Annotated in this window: 21 protein-coding genes; 11 read left to right on the forward strand and 10 right to left on the reverse strand. The window is 68.1% G+C overall.

Annotated elements, in window-relative coordinates:
* Positions 1-32 precede the first annotated feature (32 nt).
* On the reverse strand, positions 33-2225 hold the full coding sequence (locus E3N94_RS15285) for a bifunctional alpha,alpha-trehalose-phosphate synthase (UDP-forming)/trehalose-phosphatase (RefSeq protein WP_241987147.1): 2193 nt from the start codon (positions 2223-2225) through the stop codon (positions 33-35).
* A 263-nt stretch (positions 2226-2488) separates the two neighbouring features.
* Here E3N94_RS15285 and E3N94_RS15290 point away from each other — a divergent pair, with 263 nt between their 5' ends.
* Both E3N94_RS15290 and E3N94_RS15295 read left to right on the forward strand, forming a co-directional pair.
* Positions 2489-3157 carry a hypothetical protein gene (locus E3N94_RS15290; protein WP_134570529.1) on the forward strand — a complete coding sequence of 223 codons (669 nt, stop codon included), beginning with the start codon at positions 2489-2491 and terminating at the stop codon, positions 3155-3157.
* The gene (locus E3N94_RS15295; protein ID WP_134400717.1) at positions 3154-3930 is read left to right on the forward strand and encodes a PspA/IM30 family protein; all 777 of its coding nucleotides are present in this window, start codon (positions 3154-3156) and stop codon (positions 3928-3930) included. The genes E3N94_RS15290 and E3N94_RS15295 overlap by 4 nt, the downstream gene beginning before the upstream one ends.
* A gap of 446 nt (positions 3931-4376) precedes the next feature.
* Here the strand turns inward: E3N94_RS15295 and E3N94_RS15300 are convergent, their stop codons facing one another.
* From E3N94_RS15300 to E3N94_RS15310, 3 genes are read right to left on the reverse strand one after another with little or no spacing between them, the layout of a single operon-like run.
* Entirely contained in the window at positions 4377-6293 is a 1917-nt protein-coding gene (locus E3N94_RS15300; RefSeq protein WP_134570530.1) for a YhgE/Pip family protein, read from the reverse strand.
* Positions 6290-9190, reverse strand: coding sequence for an MMPL family transporter (locus E3N94_RS15305; RefSeq protein WP_134570531.1), 2901 nt, complete (start codon positions 9188-9190; stop codon positions 6290-6292). Before E3N94_RS15305 ends, E3N94_RS15300 begins: the two co-directional genes overlap by 4 nt.
* Before the next feature lie 5 nt (positions 9191-9195).
* Positions 9196-9813, reverse strand: a complete 618-nt coding sequence (locus E3N94_RS15310; RefSeq protein ID WP_233191519.1) for a TetR/AcrR family transcriptional regulator — start codon at positions 9811-9813, stop codon at positions 9196-9198.
* Positions 9814-9919: 106 nt separating this feature from the next.
* Here E3N94_RS15310 and E3N94_RS15315 point away from each other — a divergent pair, with 106 nt between their 5' ends.
* The 7 genes from E3N94_RS15315 to E3N94_RS15345 all read left to right on the forward strand — a co-directional run bounded on the left by E3N94_RS15315 (position 9920) and on the right by E3N94_RS15345 (position 14066).
* On the forward strand, positions 9920-10108 hold the full coding sequence (locus E3N94_RS15315) for a hypothetical protein (RefSeq protein WP_104102840.1): 189 nt from the start codon (positions 9920-9922) through the stop codon (positions 10106-10108).
* 91 nt (positions 10109-10199) lie between these two features.
* A complete protein-coding gene (locus tag E3N94_RS15320; RefSeq protein WP_104102838.1) occupies positions 10200-10592 on the forward strand; it encodes a hypothetical protein in 393 nt (130 codons plus the stop codon).
* 140 nt (positions 10593-10732) lie between these two features.
* Positions 10733-11197 carry a YdeI/OmpD-associated family protein gene (locus tag E3N94_RS15325; RefSeq protein WP_241987151.1) on the forward strand — a complete coding sequence of 155 codons (465 nt, stop codon included), beginning with the start codon at positions 10733-10735 and terminating at the stop codon, positions 11195-11197.
* A gap of 45 nt (positions 11198-11242) precedes the next feature.
* Positions 11243-11902 (forward strand): biotin transporter BioY, encoded by a 660-nt coding sequence (locus E3N94_RS15330; RefSeq protein WP_134341813.1) that lies wholly within the window; start codon positions 11243-11245, stop codon positions 11900-11902.
* Positions 11899-12579, forward strand: coding sequence for an ABC transporter ATP-binding protein (locus tag E3N94_RS15335; protein WP_104102835.1), 681 nt, complete (start codon positions 11899-11901; stop codon positions 12577-12579). Before E3N94_RS15330 ends, E3N94_RS15335 begins: the two co-directional genes overlap by 4 nt.
* A gap of 10 nt (positions 12580-12589) precedes the next feature.
* Complete coding sequence (locus E3N94_RS15340) at positions 12590-13183, forward strand: energy-coupling factor transporter transmembrane protein EcfT (protein ID WP_104102832.1); 594 nt, start codon at positions 12590-12592, stop codon at positions 13181-13183.
* A 100-nt stretch (positions 13184-13283) separates the two neighbouring features.
* Positions 13284-14066: an alpha/beta hydrolase gene (locus tag E3N94_RS15345; RefSeq protein WP_241987148.1), complete on the forward strand. Its 783-nt coding sequence runs from the start codon at positions 13284-13286 to the stop codon at positions 14064-14066.
* A 275-nt stretch (positions 14067-14341) separates the two neighbouring features.
* Here the strand turns inward: E3N94_RS15345 and E3N94_RS15350 are convergent, their stop codons facing one another.
* The 4 genes from E3N94_RS15350 to E3N94_RS15365 all read right to left on the reverse strand — a co-directional run bounded on the left by E3N94_RS15350 (position 14342) and on the right by E3N94_RS15365 (position 19232).
* Complete coding sequence (locus tag E3N94_RS15350; protein WP_104102829.1) at positions 14342-15238, reverse strand: glycine betaine ABC transporter substrate-binding protein; 897 nt, start codon at positions 15236-15238, stop codon at positions 14342-14344.
* A 78-nt stretch (positions 15239-15316) separates the two neighbouring features.
* Positions 15317-16204 (reverse strand): proline/glycine betaine ABC transporter permease, encoded by an 888-nt coding sequence (locus E3N94_RS15355; protein WP_104102826.1) that lies wholly within the window; start codon positions 16202-16204, stop codon positions 15317-15319.
* Positions 16201-17487, reverse strand: a complete 1287-nt coding sequence (locus tag E3N94_RS15360) for a glycine betaine/L-proline ABC transporter ATP-binding protein (protein WP_104102823.1) — start codon at positions 17485-17487, stop codon at positions 16201-16203. The genes E3N94_RS15355 and E3N94_RS15360 overlap by 4 nt, the downstream gene beginning before the upstream one ends.
* 365 nt (positions 17488-17852) lie before the next feature.
* Positions 17853-19232, reverse strand: coding sequence for a cation:dicarboxylase symporter family transporter (locus tag E3N94_RS15365; protein WP_104102820.1), 1380 nt, complete (start codon positions 19230-19232; stop codon positions 17853-17855).
* Positions 19233-19380: 148 nt separating this feature from the next.
* On the opposite strand from E3N94_RS15365, the gene E3N94_RS15370 reads away from it, so the two are divergent.
* Together E3N94_RS15370 and E3N94_RS15375 are read left to right on the forward strand one after the other, a co-directional pair.
* The gene (locus E3N94_RS15370; RefSeq protein WP_134341814.1) at positions 19381-21057 is read left to right on the forward strand and encodes a sensor histidine kinase; all 1677 of its coding nucleotides are present in this window, start codon (positions 19381-19383) and stop codon (positions 21055-21057) included.
* Entirely contained in the window at positions 21050-21754 is a 705-nt protein-coding gene (locus tag E3N94_RS15375; RefSeq protein ID WP_134341815.1) for a response regulator, read from the forward strand. The genes E3N94_RS15370 and E3N94_RS15375 overlap by 8 nt, the downstream gene beginning before the upstream one ends.
* A gap of 50 nt (positions 21755-21804) precedes the next feature.
* Here E3N94_RS15375 and E3N94_RS15380 read toward each other — a convergent pair whose 3' ends face one another.
* Positions 21805-22317, reverse strand: a complete 513-nt coding sequence (locus tag E3N94_RS15380) for a DinB family protein (protein ID WP_134341816.1) — start codon at positions 22315-22317, stop codon at positions 21805-21807.
* A 136-nt stretch (positions 22318-22453) separates the two neighbouring features.
* Positions 22454-22921 carry a hypothetical protein gene (locus E3N94_RS15385; RefSeq protein WP_134341817.1) on the reverse strand — a complete coding sequence of 156 codons (468 nt, stop codon included), beginning with the start codon at positions 22919-22921 and terminating at the stop codon, positions 22454-22456.
* Position 22922: the final 1 nt, after the last annotated feature.

The raw sequence follows: 22922 nt of genomic DNA on the forward strand, positions 1-22922 counted from the left end.
ACGTCCACTGAGGGCGGAACGTCGCCCGGGGGTCATGCTCCGGCGGCGGCCTCACGCTCCGTGGCGACGGCCGCGCGGGCATCGGCGATCAGGCCCAGCACCAGCGGCACGTCTTCGGGGCCGCGCACCCGGTAGCCGGCGAGCGAGTCGCCTGCCCCGATCTTGAGGCCGACGTCGCCGGGTCGCAGCACGGCGAAGGCATCTTCGTCGGTGGTGTCGTCGCCGGCGTAGAAGACCCGGTCGGCCCCCGCGTGCCGGCGCAACCGCTCAAGGGCGTCGCCCTTGGTGCTGGCACGCACCGCGAATTCGATCACGTCCTTGCCGTCCCGCACGGTCAGGCCGGGCAGCAGCGTGCCCAGCTCCTCGCGTGCGGCCTTCAGGGCGGCCGCCGCTTTCCGAGGCGTCGCCAGCCGGGTGTGCAGGGCCAGACCGGCCGGCTTGCGTTCGATCCAGGTTCCGTCGATGCTGCCGGAGATGCGCTCAAGCACCCGGGCGAGGGCGTCGAGCTGCTCGAGTTCCTCGGTGACGAGGTCGAGTTCGATCTCGGGGGTGTCCAGCTGCACCTCGATCCCGTGCGAGCCGGCGAGGAGCACATCGGTCTGCGGCTGCGACACGTGCCGCAGGCTGACCAGGGCCCGGCCGGAGACGAACGCGACCCGCACCCCGTCGAGGTCGAGCAGGCGCTGCACGGCCTCGCGAGTGCCTGCCACTGCGCGCGCGTCTTCGGGCTTGTCGACGTGCGGGGCAAGCGTCCCGTCGAAATCGAGGGCCACGAGGATGTTGTCGGCGCGGCTGAGATCCTTCAGCGCACTGGCGAGGGTGTCGGGGATCCCGGGACGCACGGCGGCTCCTTCGGTCAAGGTTCGGAGGAAGGAAGAGGACCAAGCGTCGACGTCGTTGTCGAAGACCTTGCGGCGGAGCGCGCGCATGCGTCGCAGCCGTTCCTGGCGGGGCATCGCGACGGCCCTGAGGATGGCGGCCTTCACGCCGTCGATGTCATGCGGGTTGATCAGCACGGCCTGTTTGAGCTCGTCGGCGGCGCCGGCGAACTCGCTCAGAACGAGCACGCCGTCGCGGTCGAAGCGCACGGCCACGTATTCCTTGGCGACGAGGTTCATGCCGTCGCGGAGCGCGGTCACGAGCATCACGTCGGCCGCGAGGTAGAGCGCCACCATCTCCTCGCGCGGGTAGCCGTGATGGTGGTAACTGATGGCGGTGTGGCTGATGGTGGAAAAGTCGCCGTTGAGGCGGCCGACGGCCAGTTCGATCTCGTCGCGCAGGGCGATGTACGGGCCGACGCGTTCCCGGGAGGGGCTGGCGACCTGCACCAGGGTGACATCCTCCACGCTCAGGCTGCCGTCGGCGAGCAGCTCGCCGAACGCCTTGATGCGGTGGGCGATGCCCTTGGTGTAGTCGAGCCGGTCCACGCCCAGCATGATCGTCTGGGGGTTGCCGAGGTCTTCGCGGATCTGGCGCGCCCGCTCCTGGATCTCGGGGCGCCGCGCCAGTTCCTCGTAGGCGGCGGCGTCGATGGAGATCGGGAAGTGCTTGGCGATCACCCGGCGATGCTTGCCCTCGGGTGCGGGCACATCGATGGCGACGCCGCGGGTCGGATAGCCGTAGAGGCGGCGCACGGCTCGGGAGAAGTTACCGGCGTCGGCGAGACGCTGGAAACCGATCAGGTCGGCGCCGAGCAGTCCGTCGAGGATCTGCTTGCGCCAGGGTAGCTGGGCGTAGATCCCGTATGGCGGAAAAGGGATGTGGTTGAAGAACCCGATCACGAGGTCGGGCCGCGCGTCGCGCAGCATCCGTGGCACGAGCTGCAACTGGTAGTCGTGCACCCACACCGTGGCGCCGGGCGCAGCGGCGGATGCGGCGGCGTCGGCGAAGCGGCGGTTCACCCGAACGTAGGCCTCCCACCATTCGCGGTGGTAGCGCGGCGGCGCGATCACGTCGTGGTAAAGCGGCCAGATCGTGTCGTTGGAGAAGCCCTCGTAGTAATCCTCCAACTCCGACTCGCTGAGCCGCACCGGCACGATGGAGATACCGTCGTTCTCGAACGGGTCGAACGAGCGGTCGGCGATGCCGGGCCAGCCCACCCAGGCGCCGTCGGAGCTGCGCATCATGGGCTCGAGGGCGGTGACCAGGCCGCCGGGCGAGGTGCGCCAGCCCTCGGTTCCGTCTTCGGAAACCTCGATCTCGATCGGGAGGCGGTTGGAGACCACGACCAGCGAATAGGTTGAGTCCGGGGCGGCGGATGCCGTGGGTTCGGCTGCAGAGGTAATGGGATCGTCCGTTCCGGCGGGCGCAGAGCGACGCCTTGGTGGTCTCCCAAGGCTACCAGTGGGCCGAAAGCGGTGGCCGGGCTGGCCACTCGGCCACGGTCGCCCGACATGGGGACAACTTTGAGGTAGCGCGCGTACTTTAACCCGTGGATCGTGTCCGGGTTTGGCGCGACCCCGACTGACTGTTTGAAAGAGGCGGACCCATGGACCTGAATTCACTGCTGAGCTGGGTGTCGATCTCACTCGCGACCATCAGCCTCGTTGTCTTCGTCTCATTCTTCGTTCTGGTGCGGAGGCTGTACCGGCGCATTCGCCGTAGCCGCAGGCTGACCGGCGCGGTGTTGCGTTCTCGCACCATCCTGAGTCGGGGCCCGCAACACGAGGTTCTGAAGCTGCAGTTGCGGCTGAGGGAATCTCTCGACAGTGGTCAGGCAGCCGTCGACCTGGCCCGGAGCAGCCAGGGCCCGCTCGGCGAGCTTCCGCGACTTTTCCGTCGCATTCAGGGCGAAAGCGTCACGCTGCAATCGCAGCTGCGGCTGCTGACGAGCGAGGCCGATCCTGTCGTGCTCGCCGAGGCGCTGTCGGTGGCCGGCCGCCGTGTCGACCAAGTGGCCGGGTTGGTGCGCCGGCTGCGCTCGGCCGTCGCTGCCGGTCTCGGAGAGCTCACCGATGACACCCTCACGGCCCTTCGCTCCGAGGTCGACCGCGAGGTGGCCGCGCTCCGGGCTGGGGTCGATGAGTTGCGCTCCCTCAACGGCCGCTCGCTCAACAGCTGCTCTCTCGACGGCCACTCCCATAACGGCAACGACGGGTTCTCCGATCCGCGCCGGCCCCTGCCCATGAATACTTTCAACAGAAGGACTGAATCATGAGCCTCACCTCGCGGCTGCGCGTCATCCTCCGCAGCAAGTCAAACCAGGCCCTGACCCGGATCGAAGACCCCCGCGAGGCCCTCGACGACAGCTACGAGCAGCAGGTGAAGTCGCTCCAGCAGGTGCGCCTTGGGCTGGCCGAGGTCGCAACGGCAAAGAAGCGAATTGAGTTGCAGGGGCAGGACATGGGCGGCCGCTACCAGCGGCTGGCCGACCAGGCCCAGGAGGCGCTGAACCAGGGCCGGGAAGATCTGGCCCGCACGGCGCTGGAACGCCGGTCGCTCCTCGAGGGCCAGGTGGCAGCCATCCGTGACCAGTACCTCGTTTTGGCGCAGCAGCAGGCGCAACTGCAGGACAACGAACGACGCCTCGCCGAACGGGTCGCCGCCTTCCGCATGGAGAAGGAGACCCTCAAGGCCACCTACGCTGCCTCCGAGGCTCGGGTCAAGGCCAACGAGGCCGCGTCCGGCATCGGCTCGCAACTGGGCACGGTCGGTGCCGACCTCGACCGGGCCAAGGACCGGGTCACCCAGATGCAGGCCCGCGCCGCCGCCACCGACGAGCTGCTCTCCAGCGGCGCTCTGAACGATGTCACGGCCCCGCTCGACGCGGACCTCGAGCGGCAGCTCTCGGCTGGGGCGACCAGAGCGGCTGTCGACCGCCAGCTTCAAGCGATGAAGGAGGCCCGCGCCACGAACCGAGGCCCCGGCCCGAACGCTCGCGGAGGAACCGACGCCTGGTTGAGTATCGGCCAGGGCCCGTCTCTCCCCTGATCCTGGTCGTCGACCAACTCTGAGCCAGGTCGTCGAACCAATTCGACGGAGATTTTGGCGGAAACGCTACTTTCCGGGGCATCCTGGACCGATCTTGGCAAAATCTCCGTCGAATTCGTTCGGGCTGCGGGGCAGAACAAAGCGCGAGGTGCACGCCCGAACCGCACAGGCACTTCGGCGCATCAGGCGGGAGGTGTGGCCACCTCAGGAGATCCGGCCGGGCCGAGCCGGGTATCCGCACCTGTTCCGCACTGGTCCGCGCCGACTGGAGAATTTAGGCGACGGATGTCCTGAGTCAGCCCCACACGCAAGCTCGCCTGAGCCTGAACCTGAACCTGAACCACGGTTGCTCGGGTGAGCCAAAATCTCCGGCGAATTCGTGCGGCGCACGGGGCGCAACCTCACGCGGGCGGGCACACGTTCCCTCCGGGAACAGATACCCCGCATCAGCTGCGGGCCTGCGCCAGGCCGAACGAGCGGGCGCCGCGCCGGCTGGCGACGGTCCAATACGAGGCCAGAACGCTCACCAGTGCGAAGATCAGCAGGATGGCCGCGGGCCCGCCGGCGCTGCCGCCTCCCCCGGAGACAATGGCCTGCATGCCCCGCACCGCCCAGGTGAGCGGCAGGAACGGGCTGATCATCTGGAACGGCGCCGACACCAGCTCAATCGGGTAGAGCCCACCCACCGCGGTGAGCTGCAGCGCGAGCAGTACCAGGGAGACCACGATTCCGACCCGGCCGAACGCCGCCGTGAGGAAGTGGTGCACCGCCGCGAACACGAAGGCGAGGAACACCGCGAAGGCCAGGGTCGACGGCAGGATCGACCACGAGACGCCGAGCGTGCTGTGCAGCAACAACACCACGACCACGGCCTGCGCTGCGGCGATTCCGAACGCACGGCCGAGGCTGCGGGCCACGAGGTTGCCGGTCGACGCGGTCGACGCGAGCGCGAGCGCGGACAGCGGCTTCATCACCAGGAAGATCGCCAGGGCACCGATCCACAGGCCGATCGGCACGAAGACCATGCCGATGACCGGGCCGATCGACGCGAAGGCGTTGTCGCGCTCCGCGGTGATGCCGACCGGTTCGGAGACGACCGCCGCGGTCGTCACCGGGTCGGTGTCGGTGAGAAGGGCCGCGCTGTCCGCGCCGTCCTGCAGCCCGCTGGCGAGTTCGACCGCGCCCGATTCGAGCAGGCGGGCGCCCGCCGCGGCATCCGTTGTTCCGGTGGCCAGCTGCGAGAGGCCGGTGGCGATGCCGGCAACGCCGGTGGCGAGGTCGCTGGCACCGCCGCGGAGGTCGCTGCCGCCGCCGGAGAGCAGGCTCGCACCGTTGGCGCTCTGAGACACCCCATCGAGCACGCCTTCGAGGCCCGGACCGGCCTGGCCGATGCCGGTGCTCTGCGCGGCGAGGGCGTCGAATCCGCCCTGGAGCTGCAGCAGGGCCGGCGCGTAGTCGGCGACCCGCGGGTCGCTCTGCATGGCCGCGTTCAGCTGCCTGAAACCGTCGGCGTTTGACTGCACCCCGGCCGCGTAGGCCGGTAGGCCGGTCGCGAGCGGAGCCAGCCCGGCCGCGCCCGTGCTCAGCCGGGTCAGGCCGTCGCTCAGTCCGGTGACGCCCTGGGTGTACTCGGCCACGCCGGAGGAGAAGCTGGCGGCGCCGGTCGCGGCGGACGAGGCCCCGGATGCCGCGGCGGCCGTGCCGCCGGCCAGCGAATCGAGTCCGGTGGCCACGCCGGTGACCCCGGTCGAAACCTGCGCGGCGCCATCCGCCGCCTGCGTGAGGGACTCGCCCAGCACAGCCAGGCTGGTGTAGAGCCCGTTGAGGTACTGCGAGGTGATCTCGCGGCCGAAGACGCCCGACATGGCGGTGCCCACCGACTGGGCCACCGATCCGGCCACGAACGAGTGCGCGTCATCCGTGCGGATGCCCAGGTCGGCCTGGGTGGGAGCCGCCCCGCCCAGCGAGGTCACCGACGCCGAGAAGTCCTTCGGGATCGTGAGCACCGCGTAGGCGTCGCCGGAGGCCAGGGCCGCCGCGGCATCCGCGGAGTTGGAGATGTTCCAGTCGAACCCGGTGGCCTCGGACCCCTCATCGGAAGGCTTGGTGAGTTCGGTCACGAGCAGGCGGCCGGCGAGCACCGGCTGCTCGGTGCCGTCGGGCAGGGTGGTGGTGACGATCTCGTCGTTGTTGACGACGATCGCCGGCAGCGTGTCCACGCGCTGATCGGCGGTGGCGAGGGCCCCGGCGAAGAGTCCGGCAACCGCCAGCGGCACCACGATCAGGCCCGCCAGCAGGGCCCCGAGGGCCCCTCGGCGCTGCCCGGGCGTGCGGCTGAACAGTTTCTCAAGCCTGGTGCTCATCGCTGCAGGGCCTTTCGGTCACGGGAATCGAGTTCGAGGGTCTGCAGCGGGCGGGCCCCGCGGTAGACCGCGATCGCCTCGGGGAAGGAGGCGGCACCGACGATGAGGGCGGTCGAGGCCGGGGCGAGGATCGCCAGCACCTGCACGAGGTCCCGCCCCGCCGGGTCGACGGGCAGTCCCTCGCCGAGGTCGACGATGACAACTCCCGGGGTCTCGATGAGCGCCGCGGTCACGTGCACCGCGGCACGGCCCAGGGCGGAGAGGGACGATACCGTCGTGCCGGCCACGATCGGGCCGGCGTCCCGGCCGCTCGACGGGGTGCCGAGCGCACCGTTCAGACGCGCGATCCACCCCGCGAGAAGCGAACGGCGCGACGCGGCGCGGTACCACGGATGCGCCAGGTCCAGCCGTTCGGCCAGCAACTCCCCCACGGTGAGCCCATTGTCGCGGCTGTCGCCCACGTCGGCGAGCGCCACCGCGCGGAGGGCGCGGCTGCGCTCGGACGGCAGCGGAAAGCCCATGACCTGGAGGCGGCCGAACACCGGGTCGAGCCGGCCGGCCAGGGTGGCGGCGACGACGCGGCGGTGGGTGGCGGAGCCGGTCAGTACCACCACCGCGCCGGCGTCGATGGTGAGGTCCAGCGGCCCGAAGGGGCTCTCCGGCAGCCCGAAGACGGCTCCCTCGGCCGTGATGGCGTGCGGCTGGCACCTGGCCCATTCCTTGTCGGCCAGGTGCCGGCGCAGACCCTCACCCTCGATGTCGACGTTGGGCAGAATGCGGGAGAGCCAGCGTGGCAGCCACCAGGCGGCATCGCCGGCGAGGGCCATCGCGGCCGGGACCAATGTCATCCGCACCAGGAACGCGTCGAGGAAGACTCCGACGGCGAGGGCGAACGCGATGCCCTTGATCGCCCCGGTGCCCTCGGGCACGAAGGCAAAGAAGACGAAGAACATGATCAGGGCGGCGGCCGTGACCACGCGGGCAGCGTGGGAGAACCCGTGCACGATGGATTCGCGGGCCAGGCCGGTCTTCACGAACTCCTCCCGCATGCCGGAGACGAGGAACACCTCGTAGTCCATGGCCAGACCGAAGAGCACGGCCATCAGCAGGATGGGCAGGAAGCTCAGGATCGGCCCGGGGGTTTCCACCCCGAGCAGCTCGGAGAACCAGCCCCACTGGAAAATCGCCACGGTCGCGCCGATCGATGCGGCCACCGAGAGCAGGAACCCGAGGGCCGCTTTGATCGGCACGAAGATCGACCGGAACACCATGGTCAGCAGGATGATCGAGAGCCCCACCACGATCAGGGCGAACGGCACGAGCGCGTTGCTGAGGCGGTTGGAGATGTCGATCGACACGGCGGTCCCGCCGGTCACGGCGATGGGGGTGCGCAAGTCGTCGTCGATCGATGGTGCCAGATCGCGGATGGCCTGCACGAGCGCCTTGGTCTCGGGCGCGTTCGGCGCGCTGTCCGGCATGACCTGGATGATGGCGGTGTCGACGGTCGGGTTCGGAGTGCCCTTGCCGACGAAGGCCACGCCGGGCAGGGTGCGCAGGGCCGCGCCGATGGTGTCGAGGTCACCGAAGATATCCGTTGTCTGGGTGATGTCGACGACGACGATGAGCGGACCGTTGTAGCCCGGACCGAAGCCCTCCTCGAGCATGGTGAACGCCTCTCGCTGCGTCGAACCGGCCGGCTCGGACGCCCCGTCAGGCAGGTTCAGGTCGAGGCTGAGGGCCGGGATCGCCAGCGTGCCGAGCACGCCCACCACGAGGAGCACGGCCACGACCGGCGCCCTGAGCACGAGGTTGACCCAGCGGTGGCCGAGGGTGGGCCGGCCGGTGTCTGGACGGGTGGCCCGGTGGTGCGCGCGGCTGCCTGTCTTGGGAATGAGGCGCCCCTTGGCGAGGCCGAGAACGGCGGGGAGGAGCGTGACCGCCACGAAGATGGAGACCAGCACGGCCAAGGCGGCGCCCAGCCCCATCACGCTGAGGAACGGGATGCCGACCACGAGCAGCCCGAGCAGGGCGATGATCACGGTGATCCCGGCGAAGACGACGGCGCTGCCGGCGGTGGCCACGGCCGAGGCGGCCGAATCGTGTGGTTCGACCCCATTGGCGAGCTGCGTGCGATGCCGCGACAGGATGAAGAGCACGTAGTCGATGCCTACGGCGAGCCCGAGCATCAGGGCGAGCATGGGGGCCGTGCTCGAGACCGGCACGAATGCGGAAATCACGGTGATGCCGCCGATGGCGACGCCGACGCCGATCAGGGCCATCAGCAGCGGCATCCCGGCGGATACGAGCGAACCGAAGGTGATCACCAGCACCACGCCCGCGAAGATCAGGCCGAGAACCTCGGAGATGGTGATGCCGAAGGTGTTGTCCTGGAAAACCTGGCCGCCGAAGGCTACCTCGAGGCCGGCCTGCTCGGCGATATCCCGCGTCGCGGTCACGTCGTCGAGGGTTTCCGCGGTGACGTCGGTTGATAAGCCGGACAACTGAACCTGGCTGAACGCACTCTCCGAGTCGTCGGAGATCGCGCCCGACGCATATTCGTCATAGGGCGTCAGCACCGAGTCGACGCCGGGCACGTCCGCGAGTTCGGCCACCATGTCGACGATGGCCGTGCGGTAAGGCTCGTCAGTGACGGATGCCCCGTCCGGGGCCGTGTAGACAACCTGTACCGCGGCGCCGGCCGCCTGGGGGAACACCTCGCCGAGCTTGTCGATGGTGTCCTGTGATTCCGTGCCGGGAATCGCGTACGACTCCTGGGTCTGGCCACCGAGGGCCACCCCGGAGCCGAGGATCCCGACCAGCAGGATGGCCCAGATGCCGAGCACCAGGCCCGCACGCTGGTAGGCGAAGTGACCGATTCGATAGAGCAGGGTTGCCATGGGTGCTACTTCCGGGACGGGGCGGTGCGAACGGTGACAGGGGCAAGCAACTCGGTGATGACGGTCAGGAGAGCCGGTCGGACCTCTTCCACCGGGGCTATCTCCTCCCCGAGGAACGTCATGCCGGCCACCAGGGTGTAGGCGGCGCCGCCGAGGGCGATACCGAAGCGGATGCGGTCCTCCGTACTCGCATCGCCGTGGCACAGCGTGTCGGAGAGGCGCACGATCACCACTCCTGCCCGGTCGATCACGGGGATGCCGCGCAGCGACTGAGACTGGTTGATGAAGGTGTGCAGCTCGAGGCGGAATTCAAGGATGAAGTCGATGAAGTCGTTCACGAACCGGCTCCGGGTCAGGGCGCTCTCCTCGGTGGCGAGGAACCGTTCGAGAATGGCCTCCAGCCGGTTCACCGCCGGGGTGAGCACCTCGTCGAGGAGCGCTTCCTTGGAGGCGAAGTGGTAGAGCACGCTCGATTTGGAGTACCCGGCCGCGTCGGCGATCTGCTGCAGCGAGGTGCCGGCGAACCCGACCGAGGCGAACTGCTCCAGCGCTGTCGCGCGCAGTTCTGCGCTGGTGCTCTGGCGGTTGTGTGGGGGCTGGGGCACAACGGGCTCTGGAGTCACCCGATCACGGTACCTGACCGATCGGTCAGAGCTTGTCCGATCGGTCAGATTATCGGGGAACGTGCAGCCGGGCAACTTCCGGGTAGCGTTAGACGCGGAGGTCACCATGCGAAAGTTCATTTTCAGCAGTGCCATCATCGGCGTGCTCGCCGGCGGTTGGAACATTCTGAGCGCCACCCGCACCGGTCCGCGCGACTGGCGCCTGGCGCTGATGTGGATCGGCTGGCTGCTCAGCGCCGCCGTCGCCATCGGAACCGTCATCCAGGATGCCGACGATCGCCGAATCGAGGACTAAGTCCTCCGCTGTCGGCGTGTCAACGCGGGCCGTAGCGCGCCGCACGGCAAACTGAAGAGTTCACGGGCACGTTAGCCGAAAGGGGCTCCCGATGTTTGGTCGACGACGTCGCGTCGCACCGGTCGCACCGGTCATCCCCCCGCCCGTTCCCGAGCTCAGCGACGCTCAGATATTCGAGCTCCTGCACACCCAAATCGCTCGTCTCGTCGGCGCCCAAGGCCAGTGGACTCTGGTTCCCCGCAGCAGTGACGACACCGACGTGATCTTCCACGATCTGAAGGCGAACCAGATTGCCTCGTCCCTGGCCTCCGTGCTCCGCACAGAGACCGCCGTTCTGCGCGGCGAGGTCACCGCCGAGCCCACCGCGCTCCCCTTCATTCCCGCCCCGATCTCCGTTTGGGCCGAACCGGAGCGGGCGCCGACGGCCACCCTTCCGCGCTTCTCCGCCGCTGCTTCGACGAACAACGCCCGCCTCGTCGCCTGACCCTCGGCCCCGCTTGTTTGCTCGCTCGGCAACGCGATTATCGTCCACTCCGGGTCAACCTGCATCGGTGACCGCAGTCGGCACTGAGTTCCGGTGCGGATGATCGTCCAGTGCTCGTTGTGCAGGAGCAAAGGGTGAGCATGGCACAGCAGTACTCCGTCGGACGAGCGCATCCGTTTGCAGCTGCGGAAGAAACGCCCCGCGGCACCGGAGACCACCCATCCCAGGCGCTCGAGATCGCGTTGTGCTGCGGCTGGATCGACGGGCAAGTGAACTCTCTCGACGGTTACTTGTCGCAGGCCTTCACTCCCCGCCGAGCCCGCAGCGTGTGGTCACAGCTCAACCGGGACTCAGCCCTCACCCTCATCGCGGAGGGGTGGATGCGTCCCGCCGGGTTCTTCCCGGCGCTCACGTCCCAGAACCGTTTCGCGATCCTGTTCCGCCTCGACGGTACGAAGCAGCCCGAGGCTCGCGCCGCGAAGATTGCGACCTACCTCGGCATGCTCGAATGCGGGGAAACGCTCTACCGGCAGAAACCCCGAGACACCCCTGCGTCGGGAGCTTGCCGGACGCGCCCGTATAGAGTTCCGCCGCATTCTTTGTAGGTCTTCTTCAGACTCGCGCTGCCGCGGAATTCTAGATTGAAGATCATGACTTCCAGCCCCCTCATCGCCCGCACCCCGACACCCCGCATCATGAGCGTGCGCGACCTGTCGCAGATCGCCATCTTCGCCGCCCTGATCGCCGCACTCGGCCTGCCCGGCGCCCTGAGTATTGGGGCGGTGGCCGTGCCGATCACCTTCCAGACCCTCGGGGTGATGCTGGCCGGGGCGATCCTCGGGGCGCGCAAGGGCTTCTTCGCCGTGCTCCTCCTGCTCGCCCTCGCCGCAGCCGGCCTCCCGCTGCTGTCTGGCGGGCGCGGCGGCATCGTCTGGTTCACCACCTCACCCTCCGCCGGCTACCTCTACGGCTGGCTGCTCGGCGCCCTGGTCATCGGCTACTTGACCGGCCTGCTCCTCCCCCGCTACCGGCTCTGGGCGGCGCTCGGCGCCACCACCCTCGGCGGTATCGTCGTGGTCTACCTGATCGGCGTGCCCGTCACCGCGATCAACCTGGGCCTGCCGCTCTGGGTTGCTCTTGTCGACGCCGCGAAGTTTCTGCCCGGCGACCTGATCAAGGTGGTCGTGACCGTACTGGTGGCCCGCCAGGTTCACAGGGCCTACCCGGGTCTGATCCCGCCGCGCCGCAGCGCCGCTCCCGCGCCCGAGGCCGCCGACGTCACCGCCGGAGCAGTCACGCCCGCATCATGAGCAGGATCGACTTCGACAGCGTCTCGCATGCGTTCGGTGAACGGATGGTGCTGCGGGACATCCGTCTGACCCTCACCGAACAGCGCATCGGCATCGTCGGTGCGAACGGGTCGGGAAAGTCCACCCTCGTGCGCCTGATCAACGGATTGATCAAGCCCGACACCGGAATCGTGAGCGTCGGCGGCCTCGACGTGGCCCGGAACGCCAAGGCGGTGCGCCGGCAGGTCGGCTTCATCTTCACCAACCCGGACAATCAGATCGTGATGCCCACCGTGGCCGAAGACGTCGCCTTCACCCTGCGCCGCCGCGGGCTGACCCCGCTCGAGATCTCGACCCGCACGCGGGCGGCGCTCGAGCGCTTCGGGCTCGACCAGCACGCCGACCATCCGGCGCACCGGCTGTCCGGCGGCCAAAAGCAGTTGCTCGCGCTGGCGGCCGTGCTCGTGGCGGAGCCTGAGATCGTGGTCGCCGACGAGCCGACCACGCTGCTCGACGCACGCAATGCCCGGCGCATCACCGAACTTCTGCTCGGCCTGAGCCAGCAGGTCATCGTGGTTACCCACCAGCTGGACCTGCTCGCCGCCTTCGACCGCGTGATTGTGATCGAGGACGGCCGGGTGGTCGCCGACGGTGCACCGGATGCCGCGCTCGGCGCGTACCGGGAGCTGCTGGCATGATCGGGCCGGCATGATCGGGCTCTATCACCCCGGCCACTCGCTGATCCACCGCGCGCCGATGCTGCTCAAGCTCGTGCTTCTCTCGCTCGCCGTGCTGCTCGTCGGCTCGCTCGGCGAGCTCTGGCAGCTGGGCGCCTGCCTTCTCGGGGTCGCCGCACTGTTCCTGGTGGCGCGGGTGCCGCTGGGCGCGGCGTGGCAGCAGATCGGCCCGATCCTGTGGATTTTGGTGATCGCCGTTCCAGTCCAGGCGCTGTTCGCCGGCTGGACCACGGCCGGCCTGATGGCCGGGCGGCTACTGATCGCCGTGGCGCTGGCGGCGCTGTTCACCGTGACGACCACGGTCACGGCCGTGCTTGAGGGCTTTCAGAAGCTTCTGCGACCGTTCCGTCGCTGGGTCGACGCCGACCGGGTCGGCCTCCTCCTCGCCCTCACCCTGCGGTGCATCCCGCTCGTCACCGAGATCGTGTCCGAGGTGATCGAGGCCCGTCGGGCGCGCGGCACCCAGGGTTCGCTGCTCGCCCTGGCCGTGCCGGTGGTCGTGCGCTCGCTCTATGCCGCGGATGCGATCGGTGAGGCTCTGGCCGCCCGCGGTCTCGACGACTGAGGCCGGAGCGGTTCGGCCCCGGCAGGTCGGTTGCGGCTAGGTTGAGACCACCAGCGGTTTCCGGTCTCACCCCGACCGGACAGGCGAGGAGCGGAGCGCGATGATCCAGCCCGGCTGCATGACCGAGGCACGTCGACGAGGACGGCTGCGGCGCGGCATCCGGGCCGGTGGCTGGTGGACCCTGACCGCGTTCGTACTCGTCGTGATCGTGTTCCTTGCCTGGGTGAACACTGTGCGCGTGGCCGATCGGGCCGCGGCGGACGAGGTCTTCGCCAACCCGAACGTGACCGTCACCGACACCCCCACGTCGGTCGTCCTCGCGCCCGCCGACGACGCCGGCGACATCGGCCTGGTCTTCGTTCCCGGTGCCCGGGTTGACCCCTATGCCTACCTCTACAAGCTGGCGGGCACGGTCGAAGACACCGGGGTGACCGTTGTGATCACCAAGCCGGTGCTCAACCTCGCCATCTTCGACCGCCGGACGTTGTACACCTTCACCGACGCCGTCCCCGACGTCTCCACCTGGTTCGTGGGCGGCCACTCGATCGGCGGCGTGCGAGCCTGCATGCTGGCGGACGATCCCGCGGTGGCCGGGCTGGTGCTGTTCGGCAGCTACTGCGCGGCCGCGCCGGAGCGCAGCGATCTGCGGGCCCTCAGCCTCAGCGGGAGCGCCGACGGCCTCAGCACCCCGGAGAAGATCGCCGACAGCGCAGATCTACTTGTGCCCGACACTCGTTTCGTCGAAATCGAAGGAGCCAACCATGCGCGGTTCGGCGACTACGGCGTCGAGAACGGCGACGGTGTTGCCACCATGTCAACGGATGCCGTTGCCGCCGAAATCACCCGCGAGCTCACTGAGTTCCTGACACAGACAACCCCGTAGTCGGAAACCTTCCCCGGTCCGCGGTTGCGGTGCACTGAAGCGGCCGGCACCTGACGAACCCGATCGTTGGAGCACGGCGTGAGCACCTGGTCATCTTCGATTCGACCTCCAAAACCAGGGCAACCACTGCCAGCGTCGCCCCGGAACCCTGCGGGGCGCGGTCGGCCGCCTGCGACACCCGGGGGCGCACATCCGTGCTGCCCCGCTGAGGTGCAAGAAAGGCCCGGGTCTCCTTGACCGGGGCCTCTCCTGCCGCTCTCGTGTTGTGTTCTGTGTTACGTGGTGGTCAGAGAGTCCACGTACTCCTGGTTCTCGGAGATCCACTTCGCCACGATCGGCTCGTAGTCCTTGCCGTCGTAGTCGACGAACATGGCCTTCTCAAGCGAGTACAGCTTGTCGAGGTCCATGTCGAAGCCCTTGATCCACTCGGTGGCCTGCGGAAAGTCCTCGGCGAAGTCGGACTTGGCGTAGCTGTGGAGCGACTCGGTGTTCTTCAGGGTTCCCTTGGGGTCCTCGAGGGTCTTGATCGGCAGTGAACCGTAGGCCCAGTGCGGCTCCCACAGGGTGACGACGATGTTCTCGCCGGCCTTGGTGGCCGCGGTCAGCTCGGTGAGCATGGCTGCGGTCGATGAGGTCAGGTATTCCATGTCGTCGAGGCCGTAGGCCGGGATGACCTTCTCAGTGGTGGCCTTGGTCAGGCCGGCTCCAGGTTCGATTCCGACGATGCGGTTGCCGAACTTGTCGGCGTTCCTGGCCAGCTCGTCGAGGGAATCGATGGGGGCATCCTTGTTGACGGCGATGGTCAGGCGGGATTCCTCGTTCCATGCGCCGAGGTCGACGATGTCATCGCCGTACTCCTTCACGTAGGACGCGTGGGTCTCCGGCATCCAGACATCCATGTTGATGTCATAGTCTCCGGTGGAGAGACCCGAGTAGACGGGGGCAACGTCGGCGTATTCCAACTCCGCGTTGTAGCCCTTCTCGTCGAGGATGGCCTTCCACAGTTCGGAGACCGCGACGCCTTCATCCCAGCCGTTGAACACGGCGATGGTGATGTCTTTCTGGTCCTTGTTCCCGTCGCCGACGACGGCGGCCTCGGCCGAGGCGCAGCCGCTGAGTGCGAGGAGCCCAACGGCTCCGAGGGCGATGAGGGACAGTGATCGGTTTTTCATATTGTTTCCTTTCGTGTCGCCTGGTGGGCGACCGGGGCAGAATCAGAAATCAGGAGGTCGGGTGCGCGGCGCACTGGCTCAGGCGGCCAGGGCTTGCTGGGCGCGGCGCTTGCGGGCCGACATGATTCGACCGAGCGGGGTGTCGCCGGTGCCGAGTGCGGCGGTCAGGCGGTCAAGGAAGATGGCGAGGATCACCACGGCGAGGCCGGCTTCGAAACCGAGTGCGACGTCGATGCGGTTCAGGCTGGCGACGACATCCGCTCCCAGCCCCCCGGCACCGACCATACCGGCGATGACGACCATCGACAGGGAGAGCATGATGACCTGGTTGATACCCGCCATGATCGTCGGCATCGCCAGCGGAAGCTGGATCTGCCGGAGGATGCGCCAGGGCGAGGCGCCGAAGGCCTGCCCGGCCTCAACCACTTCTCGGTCGACTCCGCGGATGCCCAGCTCGGTGAGGCGGACTCCCGGGGCCATCGCGAAGATGATGGTGGCCACGATTCCGGGCACGACGCCCACGCGGAACAGAATCAGCGCGGGAATCAGGTACACGAAGGCCGGCATGGTTTGCATGAAGTCGAGAATCGGCCGGATGATGTTGGACGCCACCGCGGACTTCGCCGCCAGGATGCCGAGCGGCAGGCTGAGGGCGATCGCGAGCACACTGGCGACCAGCACCAGTGCGAGGGTGTCCATGGCGTTCTCCCACTGGTCGACGCCGACGACGACGATCAGACCGAGGACGGTACCGACCATGAATTTCCAACCGCGGGTGGCCAGGGCCAGCCCCGCCGAGAGCACGATGATCACCCAGAAGGGCGGCGCCACCAGGAGGAAGTCGACCAGTTCGTAGGCACCGTCGAAGACGGCCCGGATGAAGTCGAATAAGAACCCGAACGTGTCGGTGATCCAGTCGATGAACCCCTCCACGAGGGTACCCAGAGGAAGTCGGAAGTCGTTCACAGGTCGGCTCCTTCCAGAGCGGTGTCGCGGAGGGTTTCGGTGATCACGCTGATGGAAATCGTGGCTGCGGGCTCGATCACGGGCACGTCCCCCGTATTCGTGCTCACGTTGCCGAGCGCGGCCAGCAGGGTCACCCGCGGGATGACGCCGAGCAGACGGTTCTTCTCATCGACCACGGCGATGGCCAGATCACTGCCGACCGAGGGTTCGACCAGGTCGACCAGCGGGGTGTCCGGGTTGACGGAGATCGCATCCGTGCGCACTATCGCGCGCAGATCGGTCTCGCCGGCCTTGACCTGCCCCAGCACGTCGCGATCGCGCACCACACCGGCGAAGGTGCGGTCGCGGTTGAGCACGAAGGTGGCGGAGGTCTGCAGGTCGCGCATGGTGCGGAGCGCAGCTCGGGGACCGCCGGTGATCGTGACCACGGAGCGCACGGGCTCCATCACGCTGGCCGCGGTCAGCACCCGGGCGCGGTCGACATCCTGCACGAACTGAGCGACGTAGTCGTTCGCCGGGTCGGTCAGGATCTCCTCGGGGGTGCCGATCTGAACGATGCGACCATCGCGCATGACCGCGATGCGGTCGCCGAGGAACATGGCCTCGTTGAGATCGTGGGTGATGAAGATGATGGTTTTGCCGAGCTCGGCCTGCAGCTCGATCAACTGCTCCTGCATTTCGCGGCGGATCAGCGGGTCAAGGGCCGAGAACGCCTCATCCATCAGGAGGACGTCGGTGTCGGCGGCGAGAGCCCGGCCGAGGCCGACTCGCTGCTGCATTCCGCCGGAAAGCTCGGACGGCAGGCTGTCGGCCCAGCCGTCGAGCCCGACGAGGCGGATGATGGTGCGCGCCTTGGCGAGCCGCTCCTCGCGGCCCATGCCCTGCACCTCGAGTCCGTAGGCGACGTTGTCGATCACGGTGCGATGCGGTAGCAGGGCAAAGTGCTGGAACACCATGGAAATATTGGTGCGGCGCACCTCGCGCAGCGCGGCGGCGGAGATGCCGGTGATGGCCTGGCCGGCCACCGTCACGCTGCCAGAGGTGGCGTCCAGTAGCCCGTTGAGCATGCGGATCAGGGTGGATTTGCCCGAACCGGACAACCCCATCACCACGAAGATTTCGCCGCGGTGAACCTCGAATGAGGCGTCGATAACGGCGGCGGTGCCCAGCGAGGACACCTCATCGCGGCTGGCTCCCGCGGTTAGCTTCTTGACGAGCTCGTGCGGACGACGCCCGAACGCTTTGTACAGTCGATCTGCCTTCACGGCAATAGTTTCGGTCACGGATTCTCCCGGTGCACGCCGGGCGGGGCCGAATCACGGCCGACGGAACGGATGCACGCTGTGTCGGACGGGTAGGCCGTGACCGGCCTCGACGCGATGGAAAGCGTGGGCTGGGGCGATCATGGGGATCGCATCCGTCATGGCCTCACCATACGAAGCGCCGTACCGATGGGGCCGTGGCTGTACATTCGCGTCCTGGTGAAGGGTCGTAAGACCAGCAGTAAGCCTAACACGGGGGTATTTGCGTCGCAGAAGCAGCGATTTCGACGGTTTCGGGTAGCGGGGAGAACCGGCCCTACCGCAGGCCGCGAGACAGCCGCCGCGGAGCATCCGTGCCGGGTCGCGTTCGACGACCCGGAACGGACTCAGGCCTTGAGCGCCGCGATCTGCGCGGACTTCTCGGTCGCGGCGGCCGTTTCGGCGGCGCTGGGCGCACCGTGGTGGGCGATCATCGTGGTCTCGTCGAACGGCTCGTGACGGTCGAGCACCCGGTCGACCTGGGCACGATCGATCTCCTTGGTCCAGGATCCGATCAGCACGGTGGCGACGGCGTTGCCGGTAAAGTTCGTGAGCGCGCGGGCCTCGGACATGAAGCGGTCGATGCCCACGATGAAGCCGACTCCTTCAAGCAGCTGCGGGGCGTGGGCCTGCAAGCCGGCGGCCAGGGTCGCGATCCCGGCACCGGACACTCCGGCGGCACCCTTGGAGGCGATGATCATGAAGGCGAGGAGCCCGATCTGCTCGCCCAGGGCGAGCGGCTGACCCATGGCCGTGGCGATGAAGAGCGACGCCATGGTCAGGTAGATCGCAGTGCCGTCGAGGTTGAAGGAGTATCCGGTGGGAACCGTGACGCCCACGACCGGCTTGGAGACGCCGAGGTGCTCCATCTTGGCGATCAGGCGCGGCAGCGCCGCCTCGGAAGAGGAAGTCGAGAAGATCAGCAGGTACTCTCGGCCGAGATAACGCATCAGCTTGAAGATGCTGATGCCGGTGACGATCTTGAGCAACCCGCCGAGGATGACGACGATGAAGAGCACACAGGTCAGGTAGAAGGCGCCCATCAGGGTGAAGAGGCTGATAACGGCCTGGAAGCCGGTGGCACCGACGACGGCGGCGATCGCACCGAAGGCGCCGATCGGCGCGAGCCACATGACCATGATCAGGATGCGAAAGACCAGGGCCTGCACGTGCGCGATGCCCTCGAGGATCGGCTTGCCGGCGGCTCCCATCTTCTGCAGCGCGAAGCCGGCGATGAGGGCCACCAGCAGGGTCTGCAGGATGTTGCCGGCGGTCAGTGCGGAGAACAGTGTGGTCGGGATGATGCCGAGGAAGAAGTCCGATTCGGCGGCTTCCGGCGGCACGAAGGTGGTCGCGGTGAGATCGAGCCCTGAGCCGGGCTTGATCACGTTGCCCACGACGAGGCCGATCGCCAGGGCGAAGGTGGACATGGTCAGGAAGTAGCCGAGGGCCAGTCCGCCGATCTTGCCGACCGTGGCGGCCTTCGCGATGGAACCGATGCCGAGGATGATCGTGCAGAAGATGATCGGCGAGATCATCATCTTGATCAGGGCGATGAAGATGTCCCCGAGCGGTTTGAGCGAGACGGCGAATCCGCCTGTGCCGCCGAAGAGCAGGCCGACGATGACGCCGAGGATCACCGCGACGATGACCGCCATGTACAGGTAGTGGGACTTGTCAAACTTCTTCGCGGGCTGTGCAGCGCGAGCGCGAGGCAGTGATGCCATAAAAGACTCCTTTGTCTAGTAACTAGGCTGGGGTGAAGCGCTGGTGCGCCCGGACCATCCGTGGTGTGTTTCAGACTGGACGACCGAGGCGCCCGCGTCACTGTTGCGGTCATATTGGTCACGGTCGCGCAAATGGAAGAAGGATGCGATGGGGCAAGGCTGGAGCATTGCGCGCCGCCTGTTCCTGGCGAACGCCCTGGTCATCATGGCGATAACCGTGTTCGCGGGCACCGCGGCCTTCGTGGACGCCCGCGACCGTGGTTTCGTCGCCGCCGAGGAACGGATGCTGTCCGTCGCCAGCGCCATCGCCGACAACCCGCTCGTACTGGATGCCAGCCGCTCGGCCGATCCCAGCGCGGTGCTCCAGCCGTACGCCGAGCGGGTCACCGCCGACGCCACCCTCGACTTCATCACGATCATGGCGCCCGACCGCACCCGCTGGACCCACCCGACCGAGTTGGAGATCGGCCGCCCCTACATCGGTACCGTCACGCCCGCCCTGGCCGGGGAACCGTTCACCGAGGTGACCACGGGCACGCTCGGACCCTCGGTGCGGGCCGTCGTTCCGATCACCGACGAGCAGGGAGCCGTTCAGGGCCTGGTGGCTGCGGGGGTGAAGACGAGCAACCTCTCCATCGCGCTGAGCGCGCGGCTGCCGGCCGTGCTGGGGGTGGCCCTGATGCTGCTAGCCACGGGCACCCTCGCCGCCTGGCTGCTCGGTCGCTATCTGAGCCGGGTCACGCTCGGCTGGGGACCGGAGCAGCTCGCCCAGCTCTTCGTCTACTACGACTCGGTGCTGCATTCGGTGCGGGAGGGTCTCGTACTCGTGACTCTCACGGGCGAGGTCGTGCTCTACAACGATCAGGCTGCCCGGCTGCTGGGCCTGCCGCCGCGCTCACCGACTGAGGGCCGAGCATCCTCCGCCGCCACGCAGAGCCTTGACCATCTCGACCTTCCCCCGGCGCTCGCCGAGCTACTGAAGAGCGGCCGCCCCGCCACCGACGAGATCCACGTCACCGACACGCGCGTGCTGGTCGTCAGCCAGCTGCCGGCACTGAAACCGGGCAGCGGCCGCACCAAACCCGCGCCGATGGGCTGGGTTGCGACCATCCGCGACCACACCGACCTGCAATCAATGGGCAGCGAGCTCCGGTCGATGCGCACCCTCTCGGATGCCCTGCACGCCCAGACCCATGAGCACGCCAACCGGCTTCACACCATCGTGTCCCTGATGGAACTCGGGCGCGGCGCCGAGGCCCTCGATTTCGCCACCAAAGACCTGGAGCTCAGCCAGCAACTCACCGATGACATGCTCGACTCGGTGGACGAACCGGTGCTCAGCGCCCTGCTGATGGGCAAGTTCGCCCAAGCCAGCGAGCTGGGCGTGCTGCTCACGGTTGAGGCGGCCGGAACCCTCGCCGATTCCGGCCTGACGGCGCAGGACCTGGTCACGGTCGTGGGCAACCTGGTCGATAACGCACTCGACGCGGCCGCCGGCGGCGAGGCACCCCGCCGGGTGCACCTCTCGGTCGGCTCCACGCCCTCGTCGGTGGCGATCGAGGTGGCCGACACCGGGCCCGGCGTCGACCCGGACGCCGTGACCGACATCCTCCGCCGCGGTTACAGCACCAAGGAGCCCGGCAGTTTCGGCCGCGGCCTCGGACTGGCGTTGGTGCGGCAGACGGTCAACCGGCTCGGCGGCAGCCTCAGCATCACCCGCCGCGAGGGGGCCGTGTTCACGGTCACCCTCCCCCGGCAGCCGGAGGAGCCCGCTGCGGGCATCGAACCCGACCTCGCGGCGACGATGGGCGGGTCGCATGACTGACCGGGACATCCGGGTGCTCGTCGTCGAAGACGAAGCCATTGCGGCCGAGGCGCACGCCGCCTACCTCGGGCGTTTGACCGGTTTCGTGCACGCGGGCACCGTCGGCGACGGCCATTCCGCCCTGCGCGCCCTGGCTACGGCCGTCACCGCGGGGCAGCCCATCGATCTGGTGCTGATGGATATGACCCTGCCCGACCTGCACGGCCTCGACGTGAGCCGACGGATGCGCGCGGCCGGCCTGACCACGGACATCATCGCCATCACGGCGGTGCGCGAACTGCACATCGTGCGCGGCGCCGTGGCGGCCGGCATTGTTCAATACCTGATCAAGCCGTTCACCTATTCGACCTTCGCGCAGAAGCTGGTGCAGTATCGGGACTTTCGGCTTCAGCTGGGCGGCCTGTCCGCGATGACCAGCCAGACCGACGTGGACCTGGCGTTCGCGAGCCTGCGCACGCCCACCGAGCTGCCGCGGCCGAAGGGTCTGTCCGAGGGCACCCTGGGCGCGGTGATCGAGTTCCTGAAGCTGCAAACCGTTCCGGTCTCCTCCAGCGAGGTGATGGAGCAGCTCGGCATTTCTCGGGTGACCGCCCGGCGCTACCTTGAGCATCTGGCCGACACCGGCTCGCTCGAGCGGTCGCCGCGCTACGGCACGCCGGGGCGGCCAGAGAACGAATACGTCTGGAAGCGGCTGTAGCGCGCACGTGCAGTCACGGCCGCGCGGTGAGCACTCCCGGCGTGGCTCTCTCAGCGGCCGGCGCGCTCCGCCAGGCCGCGCACGCAGGCGGCCTGGCCGGCGTGCTGCAGGTCGTCGGAGAGCACGCTGACCAGGCGCACCGCGAGTGTGACCGGCGGGGTCCAGCGGGTGTCGACGACCCGGGAGAAATCTGCCGTGGTGAGAGTGGGCAGCCAGGCGATGGTGCGGGCGTGCACCGCGTCGAGATAGCCTGCCAGAACGGATGCGCCGGCGCGCACCTGCCCAACCTCCTCGGCGGTTTGGCCGTAGCCGGTGGCCGCCCGCGCGAAGGGAAACGCGAACCTGTCGGCCCAGCCGGCGCTGTCCCAGAGCTGGTCCTCGTTCATCAGCTCGGCCAGGTGGTCATCCTGCACCCGGGTCAGGTGCCAGATCAACCACGCGATGCTGTTCGCCTCCGGGTCGGGCCGGAAGGTCAGCAGCTCTTCGTCGGCATCCACGAGCACGACATGCACGATGCTCCGGACACGTGCGTAGGCCTCGGCGATCAGGTAGCTCGACAGCATCGGTTCTCCTTACGCCGAGTGCCTCGTCAGTGCCTCGGTTGGTGGCCCCGATGTGTCCCGCGTCGGAGCCAGAGTAGCCCCGGCTTGCTACCTGGCGGTGGTCGAGCCTGTCGAGGCCCACCGCCCAGCAGCTGGATTACGGTTGCGCCCGTTTGCTCGGGAGTGCGATCAGGGTTTGTTCGGGGTCGACTCCGACCGGCGGCCGGAGCCAGTAGTCGTTACCGGTGCGGATGATGCTCCAGTGCTGATTATGCAACAGCAGGTGGTGCGGGTGGCAGAGCAGTACCCCGTCGGCGGGGTCGGTGTAGCCGTTGTCTTTCACCCATTCGTTAATGTGGTGGGCCTCGCTCCAGGCTGGTGATTTGTCGCAGTCGACCCAGCGGCATCCGCCGTCGCGAACGCCCATTGCGGCCCGCTGGGCTTCGGTGAAGAGGCGTTCGTCGCGGCCGACGTTGATGATGTCGCCGGATTCACTGAACTGGATGCCGCGGGTTCCGGTGTCGCAGAGGAGCCGGTCGATGGTGTCCTGCGAGATCGGGACCGGGTTTCCCTCGATCTGCCCTGCCTGACCCGCCTGACCCGTTTCGAGGGCCGTTCCGGCCACG

It is taken from the genome of Cryobacterium sp. Sr3, assembly GCF_004402835.1.
Lineage (GTDB): Bacteria > Actinomycetota > Actinomycetes > Actinomycetales > Microbacteriaceae > Cryobacterium > Cryobacterium sandaracinum.